The following is a 20244-nucleotide window of genomic DNA, read 5'->3' as shown; positions in this document are numbered from 1 at the left end:
AAGAAACCAGTTGGCAAAACGACGTCTCGACGAGGAGAGTCCCGTGGCAGTCACCGGCATCATCTCCGCCCTCATCATCGGCTTGATCATCGGAGTCCTCGGCCGACTCGTCGTGCCGGGCCGCCAGCGCATCCCCGTCTGGCTCACCATCGTGATCGGCATCGTGGCCGCCCTCATCGGCACGGCCATCGCCGGGGCTCTCGGCGTCGCCGACACCAAGGGCATCGACTGGATCGAGCTCGTCATCCAGGTCGTGCTCGCCGGGCTGGGCGTGGCCCTGGCCGCGGGCGCGTACAGCAGGCGCGGCATTCACTAGACCTCCGGCCCGGCGCCTCCAGGCGCGAGCATGCCCTGAAGGCGCCGCGCCTCCACTCGCGGGACGGTCACTCGTCCGGCGGGAAGGTGTAGCCGGACGGCGGTTCGAACGACGGGTTCGGGGGTCCGTACACCAGCGCGATCTCCTGGTGCGGCGCGAGCACGATCGCGGCCGGGTCGCCCGGGAAGGGACGCCCGCCGACGTAGGCGGCGAAGGCCCTGCCGCCGCCGGTCCTCAACGCGCCGATCTGGTCGCGCGTCAGCTTGACGCCCCATTCCGTGAAGAACTGGCCCAGGGTGTACCTGGTGCCCTTCGTGTGGGACTCGATGTGGAGCACGCCCGTGGTGTCGTGGGTGTGCAGGTCCGTCAGCGTCTGCGAGGCGGGATCGATGCCGACGTCCGCCGCCACGGGCACCGGCTTGCCGTTCACGTAGATGTCCAGGTGGGCGTGGTAGTGCTCGGCGGCGCCCTCCATCGGCTCCGCCTTCAGTCCAGCGGCCTTGATCCCTGGCCGTGGGTCGGCCGGCGCCGGCCACGGCGGGAACCCGCCGTCGTCCCGCGGTGACGCCGTCACCGGACGGCCCGCAGTCCCCGCCAGGGCGACCGCGGCGATGATCGCGCAGATCACGGCGATCAGCCGCCGGCGACGACTCCGGTCAGGCGGACGGGCGGCTGCCCGCCCCGGACCGAGCCGGGCCTGGTTCGGATGGCGTGAGGACATCGCGACCTCCCCCGTGGCCTTCCTCCACCCTGCGACCTGCCCTTCTGCCGCGCGGCCACACGCCGCGCCCTCAGGCGGGCGGGAGCCCGGCGAGCAGTTCCTCCACCCTGGCGCGGATCTCGTCCCGGATCGCGCGGACGGCCTCGACGCCCTGCCCGGCGGGGTCGTCGAGCTGCCAGTCCTCGTACCGCTTGCCGGGGAAGACGGGGCAGACGTCGCCGCAGCCCATGGTGATCACCACGTCGGACGCCTCCACCGCCTCCGTGGTGAGGATCTTCGGCCGGGCGGCGGCGATGTCGATGCCCACCTCACGCATGGCCTCGACGGCGGCGGGGTTGACCTGGCCGGCGGGCAGGGAGCCGGCCGACCGGACCTCGACCCGGTCTCCCCCGAGGTGGGCGAGCCAGGCGGCGGCCATCTGGGATCGTCCGGCGTTGTGGACGCAGACGAACAGCACGCTGGGCAGCACGCTAGGCATGGACGGGCTCCTTCGCGGGGAACAGGCGGCGGGCGGCCAGGCTGACGTAGACCAGTCCGACCAGGACGGGGACCTCGATGAGCGGGCCGACCACGCCCGCGAGGGCCTGGCCCGAGGCGACGCCGAACACGCCCACGGCGACGGCGATGGCCAGCTCGAAGTTGTTGCCTGCGGCGGTGAAGGCCAGGGTGGTGGCCCGCTCGTACGGCAAGCCGATCACCCTGCCCAGCAGGAGGCCGCCGCCCCACATGAGGGCGAAGTAGGCCAGCAGGGGCAGCGCGATACGGACCACGTCGCCGGGCCTGGAGGTGATGGTGTGCCCCTGCAGGGCGAACAGGACGACGATGGTGAACAGCAGCCCGTACAGGGCGAGCGGGCCGATCTTGGGGAGGTAACGCCGCTCGTACCAGTCGCGGCCCTTGGAGCGTTCGCCGAGCCGGCGTGACAGGTAGCCGGCCAGGAGCGGGACGCCGAGGAAGATCAGGACGTACCGGGCGATGTCCCAGGCCGAGACCTGCAGCTCCGCCTGCGCCAGTCCGAGCCAGCCGGGCAGCACCCGCAGGTAGAACCAGCCGAGCGCGCCGAACGCGACCACCTGGAAGAGCGAGTTGAGCGCCACCAGCACGGCGGCGGCCTCGCGGTCGCCGCAGGCGAGGTCGTTCCAGATGAGCACCATGGCGATGCAGCGGGCCAGGCCGACGATGATCAGGCCGGTGCGGTAGGCGGGCAGGTCGGGCAGGAAGATCCAGGCCAGCGCGAACATCAGCGCCGGTCCGGCGACCCAGTTGAGCAGCAGGGACGACAGCAGCATGCGCCGGTCGCCGGTCACCGTGCCGAGGCGGTCGTAACGGACCTTGGCCAGCACCGGGTACATCATGAGCAGCAGCCCGAGGGCGATCGGCAGCGAGATCTCGCCGATCTTCACCGCGTCGAGCGCGGCGTCCAGGCCGGGGACGAGGCGGCCGAGCAACAGCCCGGCGGCCATGGCGGCGAGGATCCACACGGGCAGGAACCGGTCGAGGACGGACAGGGCGCCGATCACGCCCGGGGTGCGCGGCGGTGCCGTGGTGGTCATCGTGGTCCTCTCAGGCGACGGCGGGAACGCCGAGCAGGGCGGACAGCTCGCCGAGGGTCTTCGGGACGAGGCGGTAGTGCACCCAGGAGGCGCGGCGTTCGGAGGTGAGCAGGCCGACGTCCTTCAGCACCTTGAGGTGGTGGCTGATCGTCGGCTGGGACAGGTCGAACGCGCCGGTGATGTCGCACACGCACACCTCGCCGCCCGCGTGGCTGGCCACGATGGAGACGATGCGCAGCCGTACGGGGTCGCCGAGCGCCTTGAACACCCGCGCCACGGCGGCGGCGCGCGCGGCGTCCAGCGGCGCGCGCGCCAGCGGCGGGCTGCACTCCAGGATCTCCAGCGGTTCCACCGGTACGCTCCTCATATAGACAAGCATCGAAATAGACTCCTGTCTATATTGACACATACCTATGAGCCCAGTTGGCAGGGAGCGGGACAAGCGGTCAGTTTTCGAGAAGTCATCGCCGTGGCCCCCTCTCTACGATGGGAGTCACCGCCCAGCAAGGCCCAAACAGGAGGAAACCCGGCATGACTCAGCAGAACGCCAAGACCAGCAGCACCGCGGCCGACGGCAAGTTCGAGGGGTTCACCGACGAGGAACGAGCCGCGATGCGGGAGCACTCCCAGGAGCTCAAGACGGCCGCCCGCCGCGGCTCCAAGGCGACCAAGGCCGACGGGGAGGCCGACGTCCTCGCGAAGATCGCCGAGATGCAGGAGACCGACCGGGTCATGGCCGAGCGGGTCCACGCCATCGTCACGGCCGCCGCGCCCGACCTCGACCCGAAGCTCTGGTACGGCATGCCCGCGTACGCCAAGAACGGCAAGGTCATCTGCTTCTTCCAGCCCGCGCTGAAGTTCAAGTCGAGGTACGCGACGCTCGGCTTCAACGACGGCGCCCACCTGGACGAGGGCCACATGTGGCCGGTCGCCTACGCCCTGACGGAGCTGACCGACGCCGACGAGGCGCGCGTCGCGGAACTCGTGAAGCGAGCGGCGAGCTGAGCACGCGGGACGCCCGCGAACCACTGGAGATCAACCACGCGGGGACGCCCGTGACGGCCGGTCGTCGCACGCGTTGCTGTGACCGGTCGCACAGGCACGGGCATGAGCGCGGGGAACATCCTGGAGCCGGCGGTGGTTGTGTACGACGTGGCCGGTGTGCTCAGTGTCCCCGGGCCTCATCTCTATCGCCTTCGCGGACTACCGTTCGGCTGGAGCCGCGTTGTGCCTTTCGCCGAGAGGCGACACGCACACCGGTACACACGTTGATCCGAAGACCCCCGCCGGCACCCGCCGGCGGGGGTCTTCGGCTCCTACGGCCTGCCCGCCGCACCCGCCGGGCCGGGCCCCGTCACCCGGGTGCGCGTTCGCCGGGCGGCGGCCTGGTCGTCTCCGCCAGCTCGTCCAGAGCGCGCCGCAGCAGCGCGGGCAGGCGCTCCGCGCCCGGCACCGAGCCGTCGACGAGGAGCGACACGGTCACGGTGTGACCCAGGTTGAGGAACGCCACCATGGCGGGGACCCCCACGGGCAGGATGGGGATGCCGAACATCGACCTCGTGCCGGGAGGCTCGCAGCCGACGGCGCTGAGCAGGGTGACCACGGGGCGGCCACGGCTGCTCCAGCGGGCGACCCGCCGCGAGATCTGGATCCAGGAGTACGGCAACTCGCCGAACACCGCCTGCCGGCGCTGCGCCCGGCGGACGCGGTGCTCCTGGAGTTGCGCCACGACGCGGTCGAGGCGGCCACGAGGGGACGGGTCGGCACAGGGCAACGTCACCGCGATCATGCCGATCCGGTTGCCGAGCGCCGGATGGCCGGGGCCGGCGAAGCTGAGCGGCACCCAGGTGGTGAGTCCGCGACGCCGGAAGCGGCCGAGGAGCGGCTTCCAGCGGTGGGGCGCCCACGCCCGCAGCGCCCCTGCCAGGACGGCGAGGTTGACCTGAGCGACGGTCGCCCCCGCCGCCGCGGCGACCTCCTGCACCAGGGCGCCGTCGAGCGTGGTGACGCTCATCCGCCGTCCGCGCCCGTACGGGCCTGCGCCGTCGTGCCATCGGGCCCTGGGCGCGAGCAGCCGTACGAGCTCGGGCACGGAGGGGAGCAGCCGCGCCGCCCGTCTGACGACGTGCGGGAGCTGCGCGGCGGCCGGTCGCGGCAGGGGGACGCCGGTGAACAGGGCCTGGAAGACGGACGTGATGCTCATGCCGTCGTGGAAGGCGTGATGGGCCCGGTAGCACAGGACGTGCTCGTCGTCGCGGTGCCCGTGGAGGACCTGCACGCTCCACAGCGGATGGTCAGGGGGCAGGGGCCGGCGCAGGGCGTCGAGCACGGCCTCCGCCTCGTCGGATCCCGGGGGCAGGCGGTGGTAGTGGAGGTGCCGGTCGATCTGGAAGTCGTGATCGGGCTCCCAGCGCAGGTGCCGCCCCTGGGTGACCGGCCGGTACGTCAGGGCCGGAGCGTGGTCGACCAGGTGCGTGAGGAGCCGGCGCACGGCGGGCCGGCCCGGACGCGGGCCAGGCAGGCGGACGCCGACGCCGATGTGCCACAGGGACTCCTCGGCGAGGCGGCTCTCCATCAGCATGCCCTGATCGAGACGGCTGGCAGGGACGGCGTCGGACGCGGGGTGCCGGGTCAGCGTGGCCCCCGGTGGTGGCGGACGAGCGCGGCGGTGATCGGCGCGGCGATGCGCCGCTGCGCCGCGATGGCGGGACCGGGCAGGGCCGCGCCCAACGCCGCGGCCACCCGCAGCCACGCCGGAGCGACATCGACCTCCCCGAGATCGCGGCTGATGGCCTTGAGCGTGGCTTGGGCGACGTCCTGTGCCGAACGGGTGCCGATCCAGCGCGGCAGCGGCACCTCAGCGTCGGCGACCAGGCCGACGTCCCTGACGAAGCCGGGGAACACCGCGGAGACGCCGACCCCGTACGGGCGCAGGTCCTCGCGCAGCGCCTGGGCGAACCCGCGCAGCCCGAACTTCGTGGCGTTGTAGAGGGAGGCCTGCCTGGTGGCCGCCTTGCCCCAGAGCGAGGAGACGAAGACCAGGTGGCCGGACCCGCGCTGCGCCATGCGCTCGCCGACGAGCCTGCCCAGGACGATCGGCGCGCGCAGGTTGACGTCCAGCGCCCGATCGATCTCGGCCACCGAGCACTCCTGCAGCGGCCCGAACGCGGCGGTCGCGGCGTTGGCGACGAGGATGTCGATCTCCCCCGCGCCGGCGGCCAGCGTGGCGAGGGCGTCGCGATCCGTCAGGTCGGCCGGCACGGCGGTGCCGCCGATCTGCTCGGCCAGCGCCTTCAGCACGTCGGCGCGGCGCCCGGTGACCGTCACCCGGCAACCGCGCGCCGCCAGGGCACGGGCCAGCTCGCGCCCGATGCCTCCTGTGGCTCCGGTCACCAGCACCCGCGCGCCACGAACGTCCATCTCCGCCTTCCCTCCGGGCCGGTACGAACCGATCACCGGCGTCTCCCGGTGCGGGGCCGGGGCGGGCCCGGCCTGCCTGCCGCACCGGGAGACGCCGGCCTGGTCACGCCGGGAACCTCAGCTGGTGGTGATGAAGGACACCGTGCCGCTGCCCTCGATGCCGCTCAGGCCCTTCGCCGAGCACTGGCTGATGTCGGTGGTGGGCGTGGCGTTGCCGGCCGTGCGGACCCCCTTCATCACCCCGTCGGTGATCTCGCCGAACAGGAGGACGTCACCCGGGTTGTAGGAGTCGATGCCGGCGAGGTTGGGCACGACGGTGGAGGTGCCCAGGACGACGCCCTGGGCGTCCTTCCAGACGATCTTGCCGCTGCCGGTGGCGCTCTTGATGCCGGTGCAGGACGCGAGGGCGCTGCCGGTGAAGGTGAGCTTGCCCGAGCGCAGCCTCGGACGGCTGTTGTCGGGCGAGGTGCAGCCGGTCAGGGAGAGCGCGCCGGAGACGGTCACGCTGGCGGCCTGCTGGCCGAGCTGCGGGGTGAACGTGATCGGTGCGGCGGTGCCCGCCTTGCACGTCAGCACCGGGTGCGGGGCGCGGGCCGGCTGGGCGGGGTGGGTGGCGGGCCCGGCGGCCCGTACGGCGTCGGCCGACGCCCCCTGCGCGGCCGAGGGCGCGGCCGCCACGGCCAGGCTCAGGACGGCCGCCGCCCCGAGGCCGAGGGCGCGGGTCAGGACCGTCAAGCGTGGACCAACCGGGGGAATCCCCATCGTGTCTCCCGAGTGAACTCTTTCAGTAATCGGTCAATCACTATTAGTAACACACTCGGGGTGGGCGTGGGACGACGGCGCCGGCGGCAGCAGGCGGCCCAGCGGGCGCGGAAGCCACCAGTTGTAGCGGCCGAGGAGCCGCATGAGCGCAGGAACCAGGATCATCCGGATGAGGGTGGCGTCGAGCGTGACCGCCACGGCCACGGCGAACCCCGTCTGCTGCAGGTCGCTGCGGTGCGTGAGCAGCAGGCTGGCGAAGGTGAGGGTCAGGACGGCGGCGGCCAGGGTGATCGGGCGGGCCGTGTGCCGCAGCCCGTACAGGACGGCGGCGGTGTTGTCGCCCGTGCGCCGGTAGTGCTCGGAGATGCGGTGGACGAGGAACACCTCGTAGTCGATGGACAGGCCGAACACCACGGTGCAGGTCAGCAGCGGCACCAGGAGGTTGACGTCGCCGGTCGCGCCCGCGTGCTGGAAGCAGGCGGTCAGCAGGCCGAAGGTGGCGGCGATGGACAGCAGGTTCATGCACACGGCCTTCACCGCGATGAGCAGGCTGCGGAAGGTGATCAGGAGCAGGACGAACGAGAAGACCAGCACGAGCGCCACGGCCTGCCGCAGGCCCGAGAGGATCTGCACGGTGAGGTCGGCCAGCAGGGCGGTGGGGCCGGCCGCCAGCACCTCCTGGCCCGGGGGCAGCAGTCGCGGGGCCACCTCGCGGACGTGGCGGAGCAGCGCGGCGGAGGCGGCGCTGTCGGACGGGTGGCGCTCGACGATCAGCAGCAGCGTCAGGTCCCGGCCGTTGTCGAGGGCGGCGGTCGCGCCCACGCGGGGGTCGTCGCGCAGGGCCTCCTTGAGGGCGGCGGTGTCCACCGGGCCGCCTCCCGCCCGATGGGGCAGGACCAGCCCGGTGACGCCGGCCACCCGGTCGGCCTCCATCTGCGCGAGCCCGAGGCCGCTCTGGGTGCCCTCCAGCGACGGACGGTCGTAGTGCAGGCCGAGGCGCATGCCCAGCGCCGGAAGGGCGGCCGCCAGCAGCAGCACCGTCACGGCGACGGCGTGGCGACCGGGGCGGCTCATCAGACGCCGGGCCGCCCGCAGCCAGGCCGCCTGCGGCGCGGCGCCGGGACGGCGGCTCCGGCGGGGAAGCCTCATCCAGTCCAGCCACGGGTCGAGCAGCCGCAGCAGGACCGGTGTCAGGCTCAGCGCGGCCGCCGCCGTGACGACGGCGGCCAGCATCACCGCCAGGGCGATGTTCCTGACCCACGGGGTGGGAACCGTGAACAGGGCGCACGCGGTCAGCAGGATGGCGAGGGCGCACCAGGACACGGTGCCCCCCGCCGTGACGGTCGCCCGCGCCGCCGCGGCGGCCGGCGCGAGTCCCTGCTCACGACGGCACTGCCGGTAGCGCAGCAGGATGAGCAGGGCGTAGTCCAGGCCGATGCCCAGGCAGACCGTGAGGGCGACGGTCAGCTGCGTCGAGTCGACCTGCGCGACCATGCCGGCCAGGGAGAGCGTTCCGGCCGTCACCAGGATCGCCGCTCCCGCCACCAGCAGCGGCACCACGGCGGAGCCGACGGCTCCCAGCCCGATGACGAGCAGCAGCGCGACCAGCGGAACGGTGACGACCTTGAGCCGCTGCAGGTCGCGCAGGTCGCCGTGGATCAGGTCGGCGAACACCGGGCTCGCCCCGACCACGGTGACGGTGACCTTCCCCGCCGACGCCTCACCGGCGGCCCGCTGGGCGAGCGCGATCTGGGCGGGAAGCGCCCGCTGGCGGGCCGCCTCGTCGCCGGTGACGCCGAACAGCAGGTACGTGTGGCGCGGGTCCTGGTCGTCGCCGGTGGGCAGCGGCAGCATGCCGTCGATCTCCGGCAGCGCGGCCAGCGCGCGCACGGTGGCGCCCACCGCCTCCTGATACGCGTCGTCCGTGGCGCGCAACGTGGCCGAGCCGAACGCCAGGACCAGTTGCTCGCTGCCGTACTGCGGGAACCCCTTCGTGATCATCCGTGCCGCGGCGGCGGACGGGGAGCCGGGCACCTCCAGCGGGGGCGGGCTCAGGCGGTGCGCGAGGCCGGGAAGCGTCACGGCGGCCGCCGCCGCCAGGAGGAGCCAGGCCACGACGACGACGTGCCCATGCCGGAGCAGGGCCGCCGCCAGGCGGGCGGACGGGCGCGGAGCTCCGCCGGGCGGGCGCGGGGCGGCGTCGCCGTCGTCCGGCGGGAACCGGCGGGCGCCGAGACGCATGGGCATGTCGTCGTCCTCTGCTGTGCGATCGGAACCGGCACCGAGCAGCACCGGGAGGGGGCGCCGGGCGGGGGGCGGCGCGCCGGCCCCCGCCCGTGCCCTCGGGATCAGCGAGCCACGCCGTCGGGCCCGTCAGCGCCGGCGGAGCCGGGCCGGCGCAGCCGGGTCAGCACGCTGCGGGTGATGTCGGAGACGGTCCCGCCCTGACGCAGGAGCTCCAGCGCGGAGATCTCGATGCCGTACTGGCGGCGGATGGACGCGTGCATCTGGGCGTTCATCAGGGAGTCCATGCCGTACTCCTCCAGCCTCCTGTCGTGGCTGATCTGGTCGGCGGGCATGTGCAGGATCGCCGCCAGCAGGTGGGAGAGCTGGCCGTTGACGTGCTCCACCGCCTGGTCGTCGTCCATGGCGGCCAGGTCCTGCGCCGGCGGCCGGCCTCCGGCCTGGCCGGGCTCGGGCCACGGCGGCATGACCGGCGACATCCGAGGCCGGTTCATCATCTCCGAGAGCTGCGCCAGGCGGCTCCAGTCGCACCGTGCCACGCCCGCGACCGTGGCGCCGTCGGCGAGCATGTCCTCCATGGCGGCGAACGCCTCCTCCGGCCGGACCGGCTCCACGCCGAACCTCGCCAGCGCCTCGCCCTGGCCGGTGCGGGCGAGGACGCCCGTCTCGCCGATGGCCCCGAGGCACACCGCCAGGCCCTGACGCCCGGCGGCGCGGCGGCGGCGTGCCAGCGCCTCCAGGAACAGGTTCCCCGCCACGTAGGGCGCCTGCCCCAGGTGCCCGAGGGTGGCGGTGATCGACGAGTAGAGGAGGAACAGGTCCAGGTCGCGGTCACCGGCCACGGCGTCGAGGACGAGGGCTCCCGCCACCTTGGGCCGCAGGACCGCCAGGATCCGTTCGTCGGTCAGGTCTCGGAGCAGGTCGTCGTCGAGGTGCATGGCCGAGTGGACGATCCCGCGGAGCGGGTGGCCGGAGGCGTCGGCGCCGGCGACGATCCGCCGCATCGCGGCCTCGTCGGTGACGTCCGCCGCGTGGACGCGGACCGAGACCCCTCGCTCGTCCAGCTCGCGGACCAGCCCGGCCGCCTCGGGGGCGGCGGTCCCGCGGCGGCCGACCAGGGCCAGATGGCGGGCACCCCGGTCGGCGAGCCAGCGGGCGGTCGCCGCCCCGAAACCGCTCAGCCCCCCGGTGACCAGGTAGGTGCCCTGCGGGTCGAGGTCCGCCGGGCGCGTCCGCGGTTCGACGGCGACGGGTTCGTCGAGCGGGTCGAAGGTGAGGACGATCTTGCCGAGGTGCCGGGACTGCCGCATGAGCGCGAAGGCGTCGTCCGCACGGGCGGCGGGGTAGACGGTGTGCGGCAGCGGCGGCAGCGCCCCGGCTTCCACGAGCCTGCGCACCTCCTCGGCGGTCTCGGCCGCCCGTTCCGGCGCCTGGCTCGCCAGGGCTCCCACGTCGACGCCGAAGAAGGCGATGTTGTCGCCGAAGGGCCGCATCAGCAGAGGCTTGTCGCCGTAGATGTCGCGCTTGCCGATCTCGACGAACCTGCCGCCCGGCGCCACGGCCTCCAGGCTCCTGTGCAGCGCCTCACCGGCGAGGGAGTTGAGGACGACGTCGACGCCGCGCCCGCCGGTCAGCTCCTTCACCTCCTCGGCGAAGTCGAGGCCGCGCGAGTCCAGTACGTGGCAGGCGCCGAGCGCGCGCAGGAAACCGCGCTTGACGGGAGAGCCCGCGGTGGCGATGACGCGTGCCCCCAGCCGCCGGGCGTAGGCCAGCGCGGCGAGCCCGACGCCTCCGGCGCCGCCGTGCACGAGGAGCGTCTCGCCGGGCCGCAGCCGCGCGCAGTTCCCCAGGGCGTGCACCACCGTGGCGTACGCCAGCGGCAGCGTGGCCGCCTCGGTGAAGCTCAGGCCGCCCGGGATGCGCCGCACGGTCGCCGCGGGAAGCGTCGCGTGGGTCGCGATGCCGACGGGCCCCATCGCCAGCACCCGGTCACCGGGGCGAAGGCCCGTGACGCCCGGACCGACGGCGCTGACGACGCCGGCGCACTCCAGGCCGAGGGGATGGCCGTCGTAGGCGGCGTCGTACGCTTCGGACGGCAGCAGGTTCACCGCGCGGACGAGGTCGCGGTAGTTCAGCCCCACCGCGCGGGTCTCGACGAGCACCTCGCCCGGCCCCGGCGGCAGGGGCTCCATCGGCTGCCAGACCAGCTTGTACGCCGTGCCCGGGTCGCGGACGGCCAGCCGCAGCGCGACGTCGCCGACGGGCCGCCGGACGCCGAGGCGGTTCGCCGCCTCCATCGCCCTCGCGACGAAGCGGCCCGCCGCGGTGAGCACGACCTCGTCCTCGTCGCCGGCGTGGCACAGCTCGGCCAGCAGCCGGCCGGCGTCGGCGCGCGGGTCGCCGGTGCGGTGCAGGCTCACCCGGCGGACGGTCAGCTCGGGCTGCTCGTTGCCCAGCGTGCGGGCCGCCCCCCACACGGCGGCGTCCTCCAGGTGGGTCAGGCCGTCGGGCGCGCCGGGTTCAGGCACCGCGCCGCTGGGCCTGGTGACCAGCCACAGGCCCGCGAAGGCTCCGGCGGGGAGCCGCCCGTGCAGGCCGGCGATCGTACGCAGCGTCGCGAGGCGGCGTCCCGCCGTCTCGGCGGCGGCCTCCGGCGTCGGTTCGGCGTCGCCGCCGAGCACGTACACGAAGCCGGTGGGGGCGGCGTCGGCCGGCACCGCCTCCGCGAGGGAGGCGGGATCGGCCGTGACCGCGCGCCCGCCGCGCTCGTTCAGCAGCGCCTCCAGCGCGGCCCCGAGGCCGTCCTCGGCGACGACGACCCAGGCCCGCGCCGCATCAGGGAGCGCGGGCTCCTCGCGCGACCGGGTGCCGGGGGCGCTCGCCAGCAGCACGGAGACGCTGCTGCGCTCCGGCGTGTCGGCCTCACCGTCGTGCGCGAGGAGGCGGAAGCCGGCCTCGGCCAGCAGGGCAGGCCAGGACGACGCCTCCATGACGCCGTCGTGCCCCTCGACCATCCCGGCCAGGGCGACGACCGGCGGCCGGTGCGGCTCCACCGCCAGCAGCCGGCCGCCGGAAACCAGCAGGCCCGACAGGCGGTGGAGGGCGGCCTCGGGGTCGCGCGCCAGGTGCAGGACGTGGGTGGCGATCACCAGGTCGAAGCCGCACGCCCACTGGCCCTGCTCCGAAAGGTCGGCGTCGAGGTCGAGGACGCGGTAGTCGACGAAGTCGAAGGCCGCGAAACGGCGCCGGGCCCGCGCCAGAGCCGCTTCGGCGACGTCGGTGAAGACGTAACGCGCGCGGTCGGCGGGCAGGACGGGCAGCAGCACGGCGGCGGTGCCGCCGCTCCCGCCCCCCACCTCCAGGACGCGCAGCGGCCGGTCGGTCGGCAGGCTCCGCACGGCGTCCTCGACGTGGGCGCGGACCACCCGGTTGGCGAACACCGCCAGCGGCGCGACGTCGAAGACCTGCTCGTACAGCTCCGCCCCGCCGCTGGAGGCGAACAGCTCGGCGGGGTCGAGCCGGCCCGCGAGGATCGGCGCGAGCTGTGCGGCCGCGAGCACCGCGAGCGCCTGCTCGGCGGCGAACGGCATGCCGCGCTCGCACAGCTCGCGGCTCAGCCGCTCGGTCTCCACCCGGGAGGCGTGCACCAGGAAGCGGTCGCCGTCGAGGCGTTCTGCCAGGCCGTGGCGTTCGAGCAGGGGCAGGGCCCGGCCCACCATCGGGACGCGGCGCGGGTCGACGCCGTGCCGTACCAGCTCGGCGAGGGCGACCCCACCGGCCGTGGCCGGCGCCACCTCGGCCAGGGCGCCCGCGAGGCCGTGCGCGAAGACCTCCTCGAAGCGGGCGGCGGCCCCTCCGTGCCCGGCCAGGGACCAGGCCGCACGCAGCTCGGCGATCCGCTCACGCACCGCCGTGCCGGGCCGCCCGTCCACCCTGGCAGGCTCGGCGAGCCGCTCACCCGCCGCCGTGCCGGGCGGGCCGTCCGCGGTGGCCGGCCACGGCGCGCCCGGGACGTCGTCGTACGGCTGCGCGCGCAGCTCCGTGCGCAGGCGGGCCAGCGGCGTGACGGCGTTGATCGGGGCCCGGCTCAGCCGGCAGTCCTCCATCTCGACCGCCACCTCGCCGTCGAGGTCCGCCACCGTGACGTCCCAGCGCACCTCGTCGTCGCCGCGCGCGCGTTCGCGGACGTGCAGCAGGCCCTCGGGCGACGGCGAGCGCCACACCCGGACCGCGCCGATGGCCGAGGGCAGGAAGCCGTGGCCGGCGCGCAGGGCTTCCAGCAGCCAGGTCACGCCGACCTGCAACCCGCTGTCGAGCACCACCGGGTGGACGTGCCAGGGCTCCTCGGCCTGGGCCGGGCAGGAGTAGCGGCCCAGCGACTCGCCCGCGCCGGACCACAGCCCGGTCAGCACGCGGAAGGCCGGCCCGTACTCCAGCCCGCCGACCCGGGTGCGGCGGTAGAAGTCGTCGGCGTCCCACGAGGTGGGCATGCGGGCGCGCAGCGCGGCGACGTCCAGCGGCGGCGGGCTCGGGCGCAGCAGCGCCCTGACCCGGGCTCGGGCGTGTTCCTGCCCCGGCTGCCCGGCGTCCTCGCCGCTGGAGACGGTCAGCACGCCCGTCTCCAGCGACAGCGCCGTGCGCAGGTGGACGGGCGGGCTGTCGGGGTCGCCCGGCGCGGTCAGCGCCCGGGTCACCCTGAAGCGGTCGACCTCCAACGGGCCGCCCGCTTCCGGCAGGGCCAGCCGGCCGGCGGCGAGGGCCATCTCGACGTACCCGGTGGCGGGCATGACAGGGACGCCGCCGATGCGGTGGTCGGCCAGCCACGGCACCAGCGGGCGTTCGAGGCGGCCGTGCCAGGACGGCTGCGTCGCCGGCATCCGCTCGCCGAGCAGGGGATGGTCGAACTCGCCGCTGCCGCTGGTGCGCTCCCAGGTGCCGCGCCTGCCGATCCAGTGCCGGTCCCGCTGCCAGGGATAGCGGGACAGCGTACGCACCCGGCCCGGCCGGGGGAAGTGGCGCCGCCAGTGCACGCGGCCCCCGCAGGCGATGACGGCCGCGACGGCGGCGCGCAGGTGGGACGGGCCGGGCTCGCCGGCGCGCAGGGTGGGCACGACCGCGGCGCGGCGGGCGGAGCCGGCGGCGCGGCGCAGGTAGGAGCGCAGCACGGGGTGCGGCCCGATCTCCACCAGCACGTCGGCGTGCTCGCCGAGGACGTGTTCGACGGCCGCCCCGAACAGGACGGGCTCGCGGACGTTGCGCCACCAGTAGCCGGCGGTCAGCTCGTCGCCGGACAGCGGGCGGCCGGTCACGGTGGAGATCATCGGGATGCGCGCCGGGCGCGGGGCCAGCCCGTCCAGGGCCCGCTCCAGGGGTGCGCGGACGACGTCCATGGCGCTGCTGTGGAACGGGTAGTCGAGGTCGAGGAGGCGGACGAACGTCCCGTCGCCCTCCAGAGCGGCGACGAGCTGCTTGAGCTGGTCCTCCGGGCCCGCGACGGTGACGTCCCCCTCGGTGTTGACCGCCGCGATCTCCAGGCCGGGGTGGGCCGCGAGCGCCTGGCGGGCCCGTGACTCGGACAGGCCGACGGCGGCCATCCTGCCCCTGCCCCTCGTGACGGCCTGCGCCGTGCCGCGGGCCGCGATCACCAGCGCGGCCTGCTCCAGCGTCAGCGCTCCCGCGGCGTACGCGGCGGCGACCTCGCCGACGCTGTGCCCGAGCACCGCGGCCGGCCGCACCCCCGAGGCGGCCAGCGACGCGACGAGACCGGCCTGCACGGCGAACAGCATGGGCTGCGCCACCTCGGTCGCCGACAGCCGCCACCGCTGCGGCGGCAGCGCCAGCTCGGCCAGCACCGACCAGCCGAGGTGCGGCGCCAGCGCGGCGTCCACCTCCTCGACGGCCTCGCGGAACGCGCCGTCCTCGGCCAGCAGGTCGGCGGCCATGCCCGCCCACTGCGAGCCGTTGCCCGAGAAGACGAAGGCCACCGAGCCGTCGCCGACGGCCTCGGCGCCGCTCTCCGCCGCCTGCCGCCGCAGCTCGCGGGCGGCCTCGCCCGGCGACGCCGCGAGGACCGCGACCCGGTGCGGGTGGGCGCCCCTGCGGACGCACGCCGTGTACGCGACGTCGTAGAAGTCGTCGTCGGGCAGTGTGTCCAGCCTGTCGGCGAAGGCTTCGACCGCCTGGCGAAGGGCCTGCGGCGTCCTGGCGGACGCCATCACCGGCAGCGGCGCGGCGGGCGCGGGCGCCGGGCTCTCCTCGGCGCGCGGAGGGGCGGTGAGCGCGACGTGCACGTTGCTCCCGCCGAAGCCGAACGAGTTGACGCCCACCACGGGGCGTGCGCTCCCTGCGGGCAGCGGCCGGGCCTCGGTGACCACCGACAGCCCGAGCCCGTCGAAGTCGATGGCGGGGTTGAGCTCCTCGGCGTGCAGCGAGGCGGGGAGCGTGCCGTGCCTGAGCACCAGCAGCGCCTTGAGGAGCCCGGCCATGCCGGAGGCCGGCTCCAGGTGCCCGAGGTTCGACTTCACCGAGCCGATCGGCAGCGCCTCGCCCGTGCGGGCGCCGCCCAGCGCCCGGCCCAGGGCTAGGCACTCCGCGCGGTCGCCCGCCTGCGTGCCGGTGCCGTGGGCCTCCACGTACACCAGGTCGTCGGGGTCGATGCCGGCGCGCTCGTAGAGCTGCCGCAGCAGGGCCTCCTGGGCGTCGGCGTTCGGCAGGGCGAGCCCGTTGGTGCGGCCGTCGTTGTTGGTGCCGGCGGCCAGGACGACGCCGTGGACGCGGTCGCCGTCGGCGAGGGCGTCGGTGAGGCGCTTGAGCACGACGACGCCGCCGCCCTCGGCGCGGACGAAGCCGTCGGCCGCGGCGGAGAAGGCGGCGCACCGGCCGCGGCGGGAGAGCATCGCCGCCTGGCTGAACCCGACGTACGTGCGCGGCGAGATCAGCAGGTTCACCCCGCCGGCGAGCGCCACCCGCCCGGCGCCCTCCAGCAGGGCCTTGCAGGCCCGCTCCACGGCCAGCAGCGAGGACGAGCACGCGGTGTCGACCGCCATGCTGGGGCCGCGCAGGTCGAAGGCGTGCGACAGCCGGTTCGCGGCGATCGACAGCGCCGAGCCGACCATCGTGTACGCGTTGGCGCCGTGGGGTTCGAGCATCTGCTGGACGCCGTAGGAGGTGTCGGAGATCCCGACGAACACCGAGGCGTCCGTGCCGGCCAGGGACGCCGGGTCGATGCCCGCGTCGTCCAGCGCCTCGGCGGTCATCTCCAGCAGCAGCCGCTGCTGGGGGTCCATGGCGGCGGCCTCCTTCGGGGAGATCCGGAAGTAGGCGGCGTCGAACCTGTCGACGTCGCGCAGGAAGCCTCCGGCCCGGGTGTAGCTCCTGTCGTCGCGCGGCTGCTCCTCGTCGACCCAGCGCAGGACGTCGAAGCGGTCCGCCGGCACCTCGCCGACGAGGTCGGCCCCTTCCATCAGCGCGCGCCACAGCCCGTCGAGATCGCAGATCCCGCCGGGGAGCCGGCAGCCGACGCCGACCACCGCCACGGCACCGTCCGCGGCCCCGCCTCGTGGTGTGGTCATGAACCCCTCCTCTCACCGTAAGGAAACAGCAAATCACGTAGCGTGACGAGGAGGTGGTGGATCGACCGCTTGGGGCTCTCGGTTCGCCGGGGTGGCGGCCGGGCCTCTTCGTCCGCTGCGCCACGGCTTCACCACGGCGCCGCCGAAGGACACCACCAGGTGGCCGTCCGGGGCGAAGGACCAGGACAGAGCGCCGGAGTAGGAGGAACACCGCGACGGCCCGAACGGGCCCGCGGGCGCCGCTTCACGCGACGGCCCACCGGGGCTGGGCCAGGGAACCGCCGCTCGCGGCACTCTCGCGGGCTAAGGAGAGCCGGTCGCGGGCGCCGCCTGGCTCGGCGCCCGCGACCGGGGTCATCGCGCCCCGACGCCCCCGGGTTCGGCCGCCGCCGCCGCGAACTTGGTGCCGCCGAGGTCGAGACCGAGCGCGATCACGGCCGGGCCTCGTCGAGGCAGCGCAGCACCGGGCGGCTGACCAGCGCCTCTGGGTCGAGCTCGCGCTCCGTGGCGACGTAAAAGGTGACGGTGACGGCCACGCCGCCGGGCTCGGGCACGACGCGCGTCTCGTACGCGGCGACGGGGAACGCCACCTGCGGGTCCTCCGCGAAGAAGCGCAGCGTGCGGGAGCCGTCCAGGGTGGCGCGCAGCAGCTCGGCCGACGGGTCGCCGGGGACGGCGACGGACGCGGGCAGCCCGACCTCGGCCGTCGAGCGGGGCGCCACCTCGACGTGGACGCTCTCCTCGGCCAGCGTGACGCCGTCCAGGCCGAGGCGCTCCAGCGCCAGCTCCCCCGCCCACGGCTCGGGCGAGTCGTTGACCGCGACCACGGCGCCGTCCCGCACGGTGAGCAGCCGGTCGGCGTAGGCGCGGCGCAGCGCGTACCACAGGGGCTTGGGCCTGCCGTCGCCGTCCACGGCCGCCCAGGAGACGACCGGCCAGCAGTCGTTGAGCTGCCAGACGATCGTGCCCGTGCAGGACGGCCACTGGGCGCGGAAGTGCTCGACGCCGAAGGCGACCGCGCGGGCCTGGTTGAGCTGGGTCAGGTAGTGCCAGTCGTCGAAGTCGCGCGGCTGGGGCAGGTGCTCGCCCAGGCCGCGCAGCAGCTTGTCGTGGCCGTCGATCGCCTTCTGGTGCGTGGACCCGGGGGTGAGCGTCGCCTCCGAGCCGGCCCGGCGCAGGGTGGCGTACGCGGCGGGCCCCTGGAAGCCGAACTCGGCGACGAACCTCGGGCGGTAGGCGGCGTCGCGGGAGTAGTCCTCGCGGTTCCACACGTCCCAGATGTGGATCGTGCCGCGCGCCGGGTCGTTGGGCGGCAGGTCGGGAGCCCCCGAGTAGGGGCTGCCCGGCCAGTACGGACGCGTCGGGTCGAGCTCGGCGACCACCCTCGGCAGGAGGTCGTAGTAGAAGCCGGCCCCCCAGGAGCGGCCCTGCAGCTTCTCCTGCCAGCCCCAGTCGGCGTGGCCCTCGATGTTCTCGTTGTTGCCGCACCACAGCACCAGGCTCGGGCGGGCGCTCAGCCGGGCGACGTGCTCGCGGGCCTCGGCCTCGACCTCGCCCGCGAAGGGCCCTTCCTCCGGGTAGGCGGCGCAGGCGAAGGGGAAGTCCTGCCAGACCAGCAGGCCCAGCTCGTCGGCGAGGTCGTAGAAGTCCTCGCTCTCGTAGCGTCCGCCGCCCCAGACCCTGACCAGGTTGACGTTGGCCTCGACGGCCTGGGTGAGGCGCTCGGCCAGGCGGTCGCGCGTCAGCCGGGACGGGAAGCAGTCGTCGGGGATCCAGTTCACGCCGCGGACGAAGACCGGCGAGCCGTTGACCACGATCGTGAAGGCGCCGTCGGCCTGGTCGAGCCGGACGTCGTGGAAGCCGATCTTCCTGGTGTCGGACCCCCGGCCCTCGCCGAGCGGGCGGCGCGGATTCACATCGAGGGCGCGTTGCCGCGGAGGAACGCGCTCGCCGCGGCCTGCGCCCGGCCCGCCGCGGGGCCGAGCCAGAAGCCCAGATGGTCGTCCTGTTCCATCCAGTACCGCCGGGCGCCCGGGATCCGCTCGGCCGCCGACTTCCCGTGCTCGAACGGCACGTCGCCGTCCCGCATGCCGTGGACCACCAGCGTCGGAGCCGTGATCCGCTCCAGCGGGGGCACGCCCCGCCGGGCCTGCTCGGCGTCGTTGTCGGTGCCCGTCCAGCGCCGCTCGTACGGGAACGTCGTGTCGAACATCGCCGCGAAGAACGCCCGCACGGGCGGCGTACGCATGATGTACGCGGCCCTGGCCCGCCGCTGCTCCTCCGTGAAGGTGCTGGTCTCGTCCAGGGTCGCGGCGACGACGCTCTCCAACGAGAGCCGCGCGGTCAGCAGGGTGAGCTTCTGGCCGACGGTGGTCATGAACGTCCGCTGCAGGGACGACCCCGGCTCGGACGGCACGGGCCGGCTCACGCCGCCCACGGAGACCAGCGCCCAGACCCGGTCCGGGTGACGCGCGGCGAAGGCGTAGCCCACCGGGGCCCCCGCGGAGACCGCGAGGACGCCGACCCGGTCGATGCCGAGCTCGTCCAGCAGCGCGGCGAGCAGGTCGGCCTGCTCCTCGTCGGTGCGGCCGCCCTCCAGCGGGGTGCCGCCGTAGCCGGGGCGCGAGGGGCTGAGGATGCGGAACCCGTCCTTCTGGAGCCAGGAGGCGAACAGGCGTCCCTGGTCGGCGCCGCCGAGCCCGGCGTGGACGGACAGCACGACGGGGCCTTCGGCGCCGTACAGGTCGTACTCGACCGGGCCGAGCCGGGTGGCTGCGGTCCGCAGGTCGATCCGCACGCCGGGGAGGAGCTGCCTACGCGGGTCGGTGCCGACGTCCGGGTCCCAGACGAGGAGGGCGGCCACTCCCGCGACCGGCAGCCCGACCAGGACGGCGAGCACCACCCTGACGATCTTCTTGATGCTCCGCCCAGGCATTCGGCACCCCTTCGCCGCGTCCGCGTCACCGCGATCCTCGCCCGGCGGGCGCGGCGCGTCGTCGGCCGGCGGGGGGCACCTGGGGCTACTTCCCGGGCGGTAGGACGGGTGGCCCCTGCGCCCGGCGGAGCAGGCGGGCAGTCCGCCGGGTGGCGCACGGGGGCTCATGTTCCGGCTGTGACCTCCCTGCGCGCGAGACGAAGGTCGCGTACCGGGCCGCCGGAGCCGTGAGCGTTCCGCCCGCTCAGGCGGCGGCCCTGGAGGCCGCTTCCGGCGCCGGGGCGGAGGGTCGCGCGGGCTCCTCCGGCCGCTTCGGGCGTTTCAGAGGCTCGGGCCGTTCCAGGCGCTGGGGGTGGTGCGGCGGCTGCGCCCACTGGGCCGCCTGCATGGCGCTTCTCCGGCGCGTGCACGCGGCCGTCCGGCGGGACGGCTGCCGGCGCGTCGCCCTGGGGGCGCCGTCTCTCGCGGCGTGGAGATGAGCGCGGGAGGCCGGGCGGCGCTCCGGGGGCGTGCGTTCGCGCCGCGATTCGGGTGAGGACGCGGCGGGGAGCAGCGTCTCCTCCAACCGCTGCATGAGCATGAGACCGATCAGGGCCAGCGCGGGGATGGCCAGTACCAGGATGAGGATGGTCGTTCACCTCCTGCTGTCGCCCCGCCCCGGCACGGGCCGCGTGCGACGACGAGGCCGTGTCGGTGAGCGGCGACGGGGACGGCTGGTCGCG

Annotated in this window: 13 protein-coding genes; 2 read left to right on the top strand and 11 right to left on the bottom strand. The window is 74.8% G+C overall.

The genetic code is table 11. The annotated features are described in order from the left end of the window. Window positions 1-43: 43 nt before the first annotated feature. Window positions 44-316 (top strand): GlsB/YeaQ/YmgE family stress response membrane protein, encoded by a 273-nt coding sequence (locus BMX74_RS12955; RefSeq protein WP_055504514.1) that lies wholly within the window; start codon window positions 44-46, stop codon window positions 314-316. A gap of 67 nt (window positions 317-383) precedes the next feature. Here BMX74_RS12955 and BMX74_RS12950 read toward each other — a convergent pair whose 3' ends face one another. The 4 genes from BMX74_RS12950 to BMX74_RS12935 form a co-directional block, all read right to left on the bottom strand. Continuing rightward, window positions 384-791: a hypothetical protein gene (locus tag BMX74_RS12950; protein ID WP_143078639.1), complete on the bottom strand. Its 408-nt coding sequence runs from the start codon at window positions 789-791 to the stop codon at window positions 384-386. A gap of 316 nt (window positions 792-1107) precedes the next feature. Then, on the bottom strand, window positions 1108-1515 hold the full coding sequence (locus BMX74_RS12945) for an arsenate reductase ArsC (protein ID WP_055504512.1): 408 nt from the start codon (window positions 1513-1515) through the stop codon (window positions 1108-1110). Further along, window positions 1508-2590, bottom strand: coding sequence for an ACR3 family arsenite efflux transporter (arsB, locus tag BMX74_RS12940; protein WP_091100436.1), 1083 nt, complete (start codon window positions 2588-2590; stop codon window positions 1508-1510). Before arsB ends, BMX74_RS12945 begins: the two co-directional genes overlap by 8 nt. A gap of 10 nt (window positions 2591-2600) precedes the next feature. Continuing rightward, on the bottom strand, window positions 2601-2942 hold the full coding sequence (locus BMX74_RS12935; protein WP_256256925.1) for an ArsR/SmtB family transcription factor: 342 nt from the start codon (window positions 2940-2942) through the stop codon (window positions 2601-2603). A gap of 179 nt (window positions 2943-3121) precedes the next feature. Between BMX74_RS12935 and BMX74_RS12930 the strand changes: the two genes are divergently transcribed. After that, window positions 3122-3595 (top strand): iron chaperone, encoded by a 474-nt coding sequence (locus tag BMX74_RS12930; protein WP_055504509.1) that lies wholly within the window; start codon window positions 3122-3124, stop codon window positions 3593-3595. 349 nt (window positions 3596-3944) lie between these two features. Here the strand turns inward: BMX74_RS12930 and BMX74_RS12925 are convergent, their stop codons facing one another. The 7 genes from BMX74_RS12925 to BMX74_RS12890 all read right to left on the bottom strand — a co-directional run bounded on the left by BMX74_RS12925 (window position 3945) and on the right by BMX74_RS12890 (window position 19522). Further along, a complete protein-coding gene (locus tag BMX74_RS12925) occupies window positions 3945-5171 on the bottom strand; it encodes a wax ester/triacylglycerol synthase domain-containing protein (RefSeq protein ID WP_091100432.1) in 1227 nt (408 codons plus the stop codon). Between the two features lie 50 nt (window positions 5172-5221). Then, window positions 5222-6010 carry an SDR family NAD(P)-dependent oxidoreductase gene (locus BMX74_RS12920; RefSeq protein ID WP_143078638.1) on the bottom strand — a complete coding sequence of 263 codons (789 nt, stop codon included), beginning with the start codon at window positions 6008-6010 and terminating at the stop codon, window positions 5222-5224. A 117-nt stretch (window positions 6011-6127) separates the two neighbouring features. Beyond that, window positions 6128-6745: a hypothetical protein gene (locus tag BMX74_RS12915; protein ID WP_055504507.1), complete on the bottom strand. Its 618-nt coding sequence runs from the start codon at window positions 6743-6745 to the stop codon at window positions 6128-6130. Between the two features lie 60 nt (window positions 6746-6805). Continuing rightward, entirely contained in the window at window positions 6806-9019 is a 2214-nt protein-coding gene (locus BMX74_RS12910) for an MMPL family transporter (RefSeq protein WP_091100430.1), read from the bottom strand. Window positions 9020-9120: 101 nt separating this feature from the next. Next, entirely contained in the window at window positions 9121-16587 is a 7467-nt protein-coding gene (locus tag BMX74_RS12905) for a type I polyketide synthase (protein ID WP_091100427.1), read from the bottom strand. Between the two features lie 431 nt (window positions 16588-17018). Continuing rightward, window positions 17019-18503, bottom strand: coding sequence for a hypothetical protein (locus BMX74_RS12895; RefSeq protein WP_337959846.1), 1485 nt, complete (start codon window positions 18501-18503; stop codon window positions 17019-17021). Next, window positions 18500-19522, bottom strand: coding sequence for an alpha/beta fold hydrolase (locus BMX74_RS12890; RefSeq protein ID WP_143078637.1), 1023 nt, complete (start codon window positions 19520-19522; stop codon window positions 18500-18502). Before BMX74_RS12890 ends, BMX74_RS12895 begins: the two co-directional genes overlap by 4 nt. Between the last annotated feature and the right edge of the window lie 722 nt (window positions 19523-20244).

This window comes from Nonomuraea pusilla (assembly GCF_900109355.1).
GTDB lineage: Bacteria > Actinomycetota > Actinomycetes > Streptosporangiales > Streptosporangiaceae > Nonomuraea > Nonomuraea pusilla.
This window is presented reverse-complemented; position numbering and strand designations above follow the sequence as displayed.

Excerpts from the sequence above, each read along its gene's own strand:
- BMX74_RS12950 (WP_143078639.1), bottom strand. The coding sequence starts at position 791 with ATGGAGGGCGCCGCCGAGCACTACCACGCCCACCTGGACATCTACGTG.
- BMX74_RS12945 (WP_055504512.1), bottom strand. The coding sequence starts at position 1,515 with ATGCCTAGCGTGCTGCCCAGCGTGCTGTTCGTCTGCGTCCACAACGCC.
- arsB (WP_091100436.1), bottom strand. The coding sequence starts at position 2,590 with ATGACCACCACGGCACCGCCGCGCACCCCGGGCGTGATCGGCGCCCTG.
- BMX74_RS12930 (WP_055504509.1), top strand. The coding sequence starts at position 3,122 with ATGACTCAGCAGAACGCCAAGACCAGCAGCACCGCGGCCGACGGCAAG.
- BMX74_RS12925 (WP_091100432.1), bottom strand. The coding sequence starts at position 5,171 with ATGCTGATGGAGAGCCGCCTCGCCGAGGAGTCCCTGTGGCACATCGGC.
- BMX74_RS12920 (WP_143078638.1), bottom strand. The coding sequence starts at position 6,010 with ATGGACGTTCGTGGCGCGCGGGTGCTGGTGACCGGAGCCACAGGAGGC.
- BMX74_RS12910 (WP_091100430.1), bottom strand. The coding sequence starts at position 9,019 with ATGCCCATGCGTCTCGGCGCCCGCCGGTTCCCGCCGGACGACGGCGAC.
- BMX74_RS12905 (WP_091100427.1), bottom strand. The coding sequence starts at position 16,587 with ATGACCACACCACGAGGCGGGGCCGCGGACGGTGCCGTGGCGGTGGTC.
- BMX74_RS12890 (WP_143078637.1), bottom strand. The coding sequence starts at position 19,522 with ATGCCTGGGCGGAGCATCAAGAAGATCGTCAGGGTGGTGCTCGCCGTC.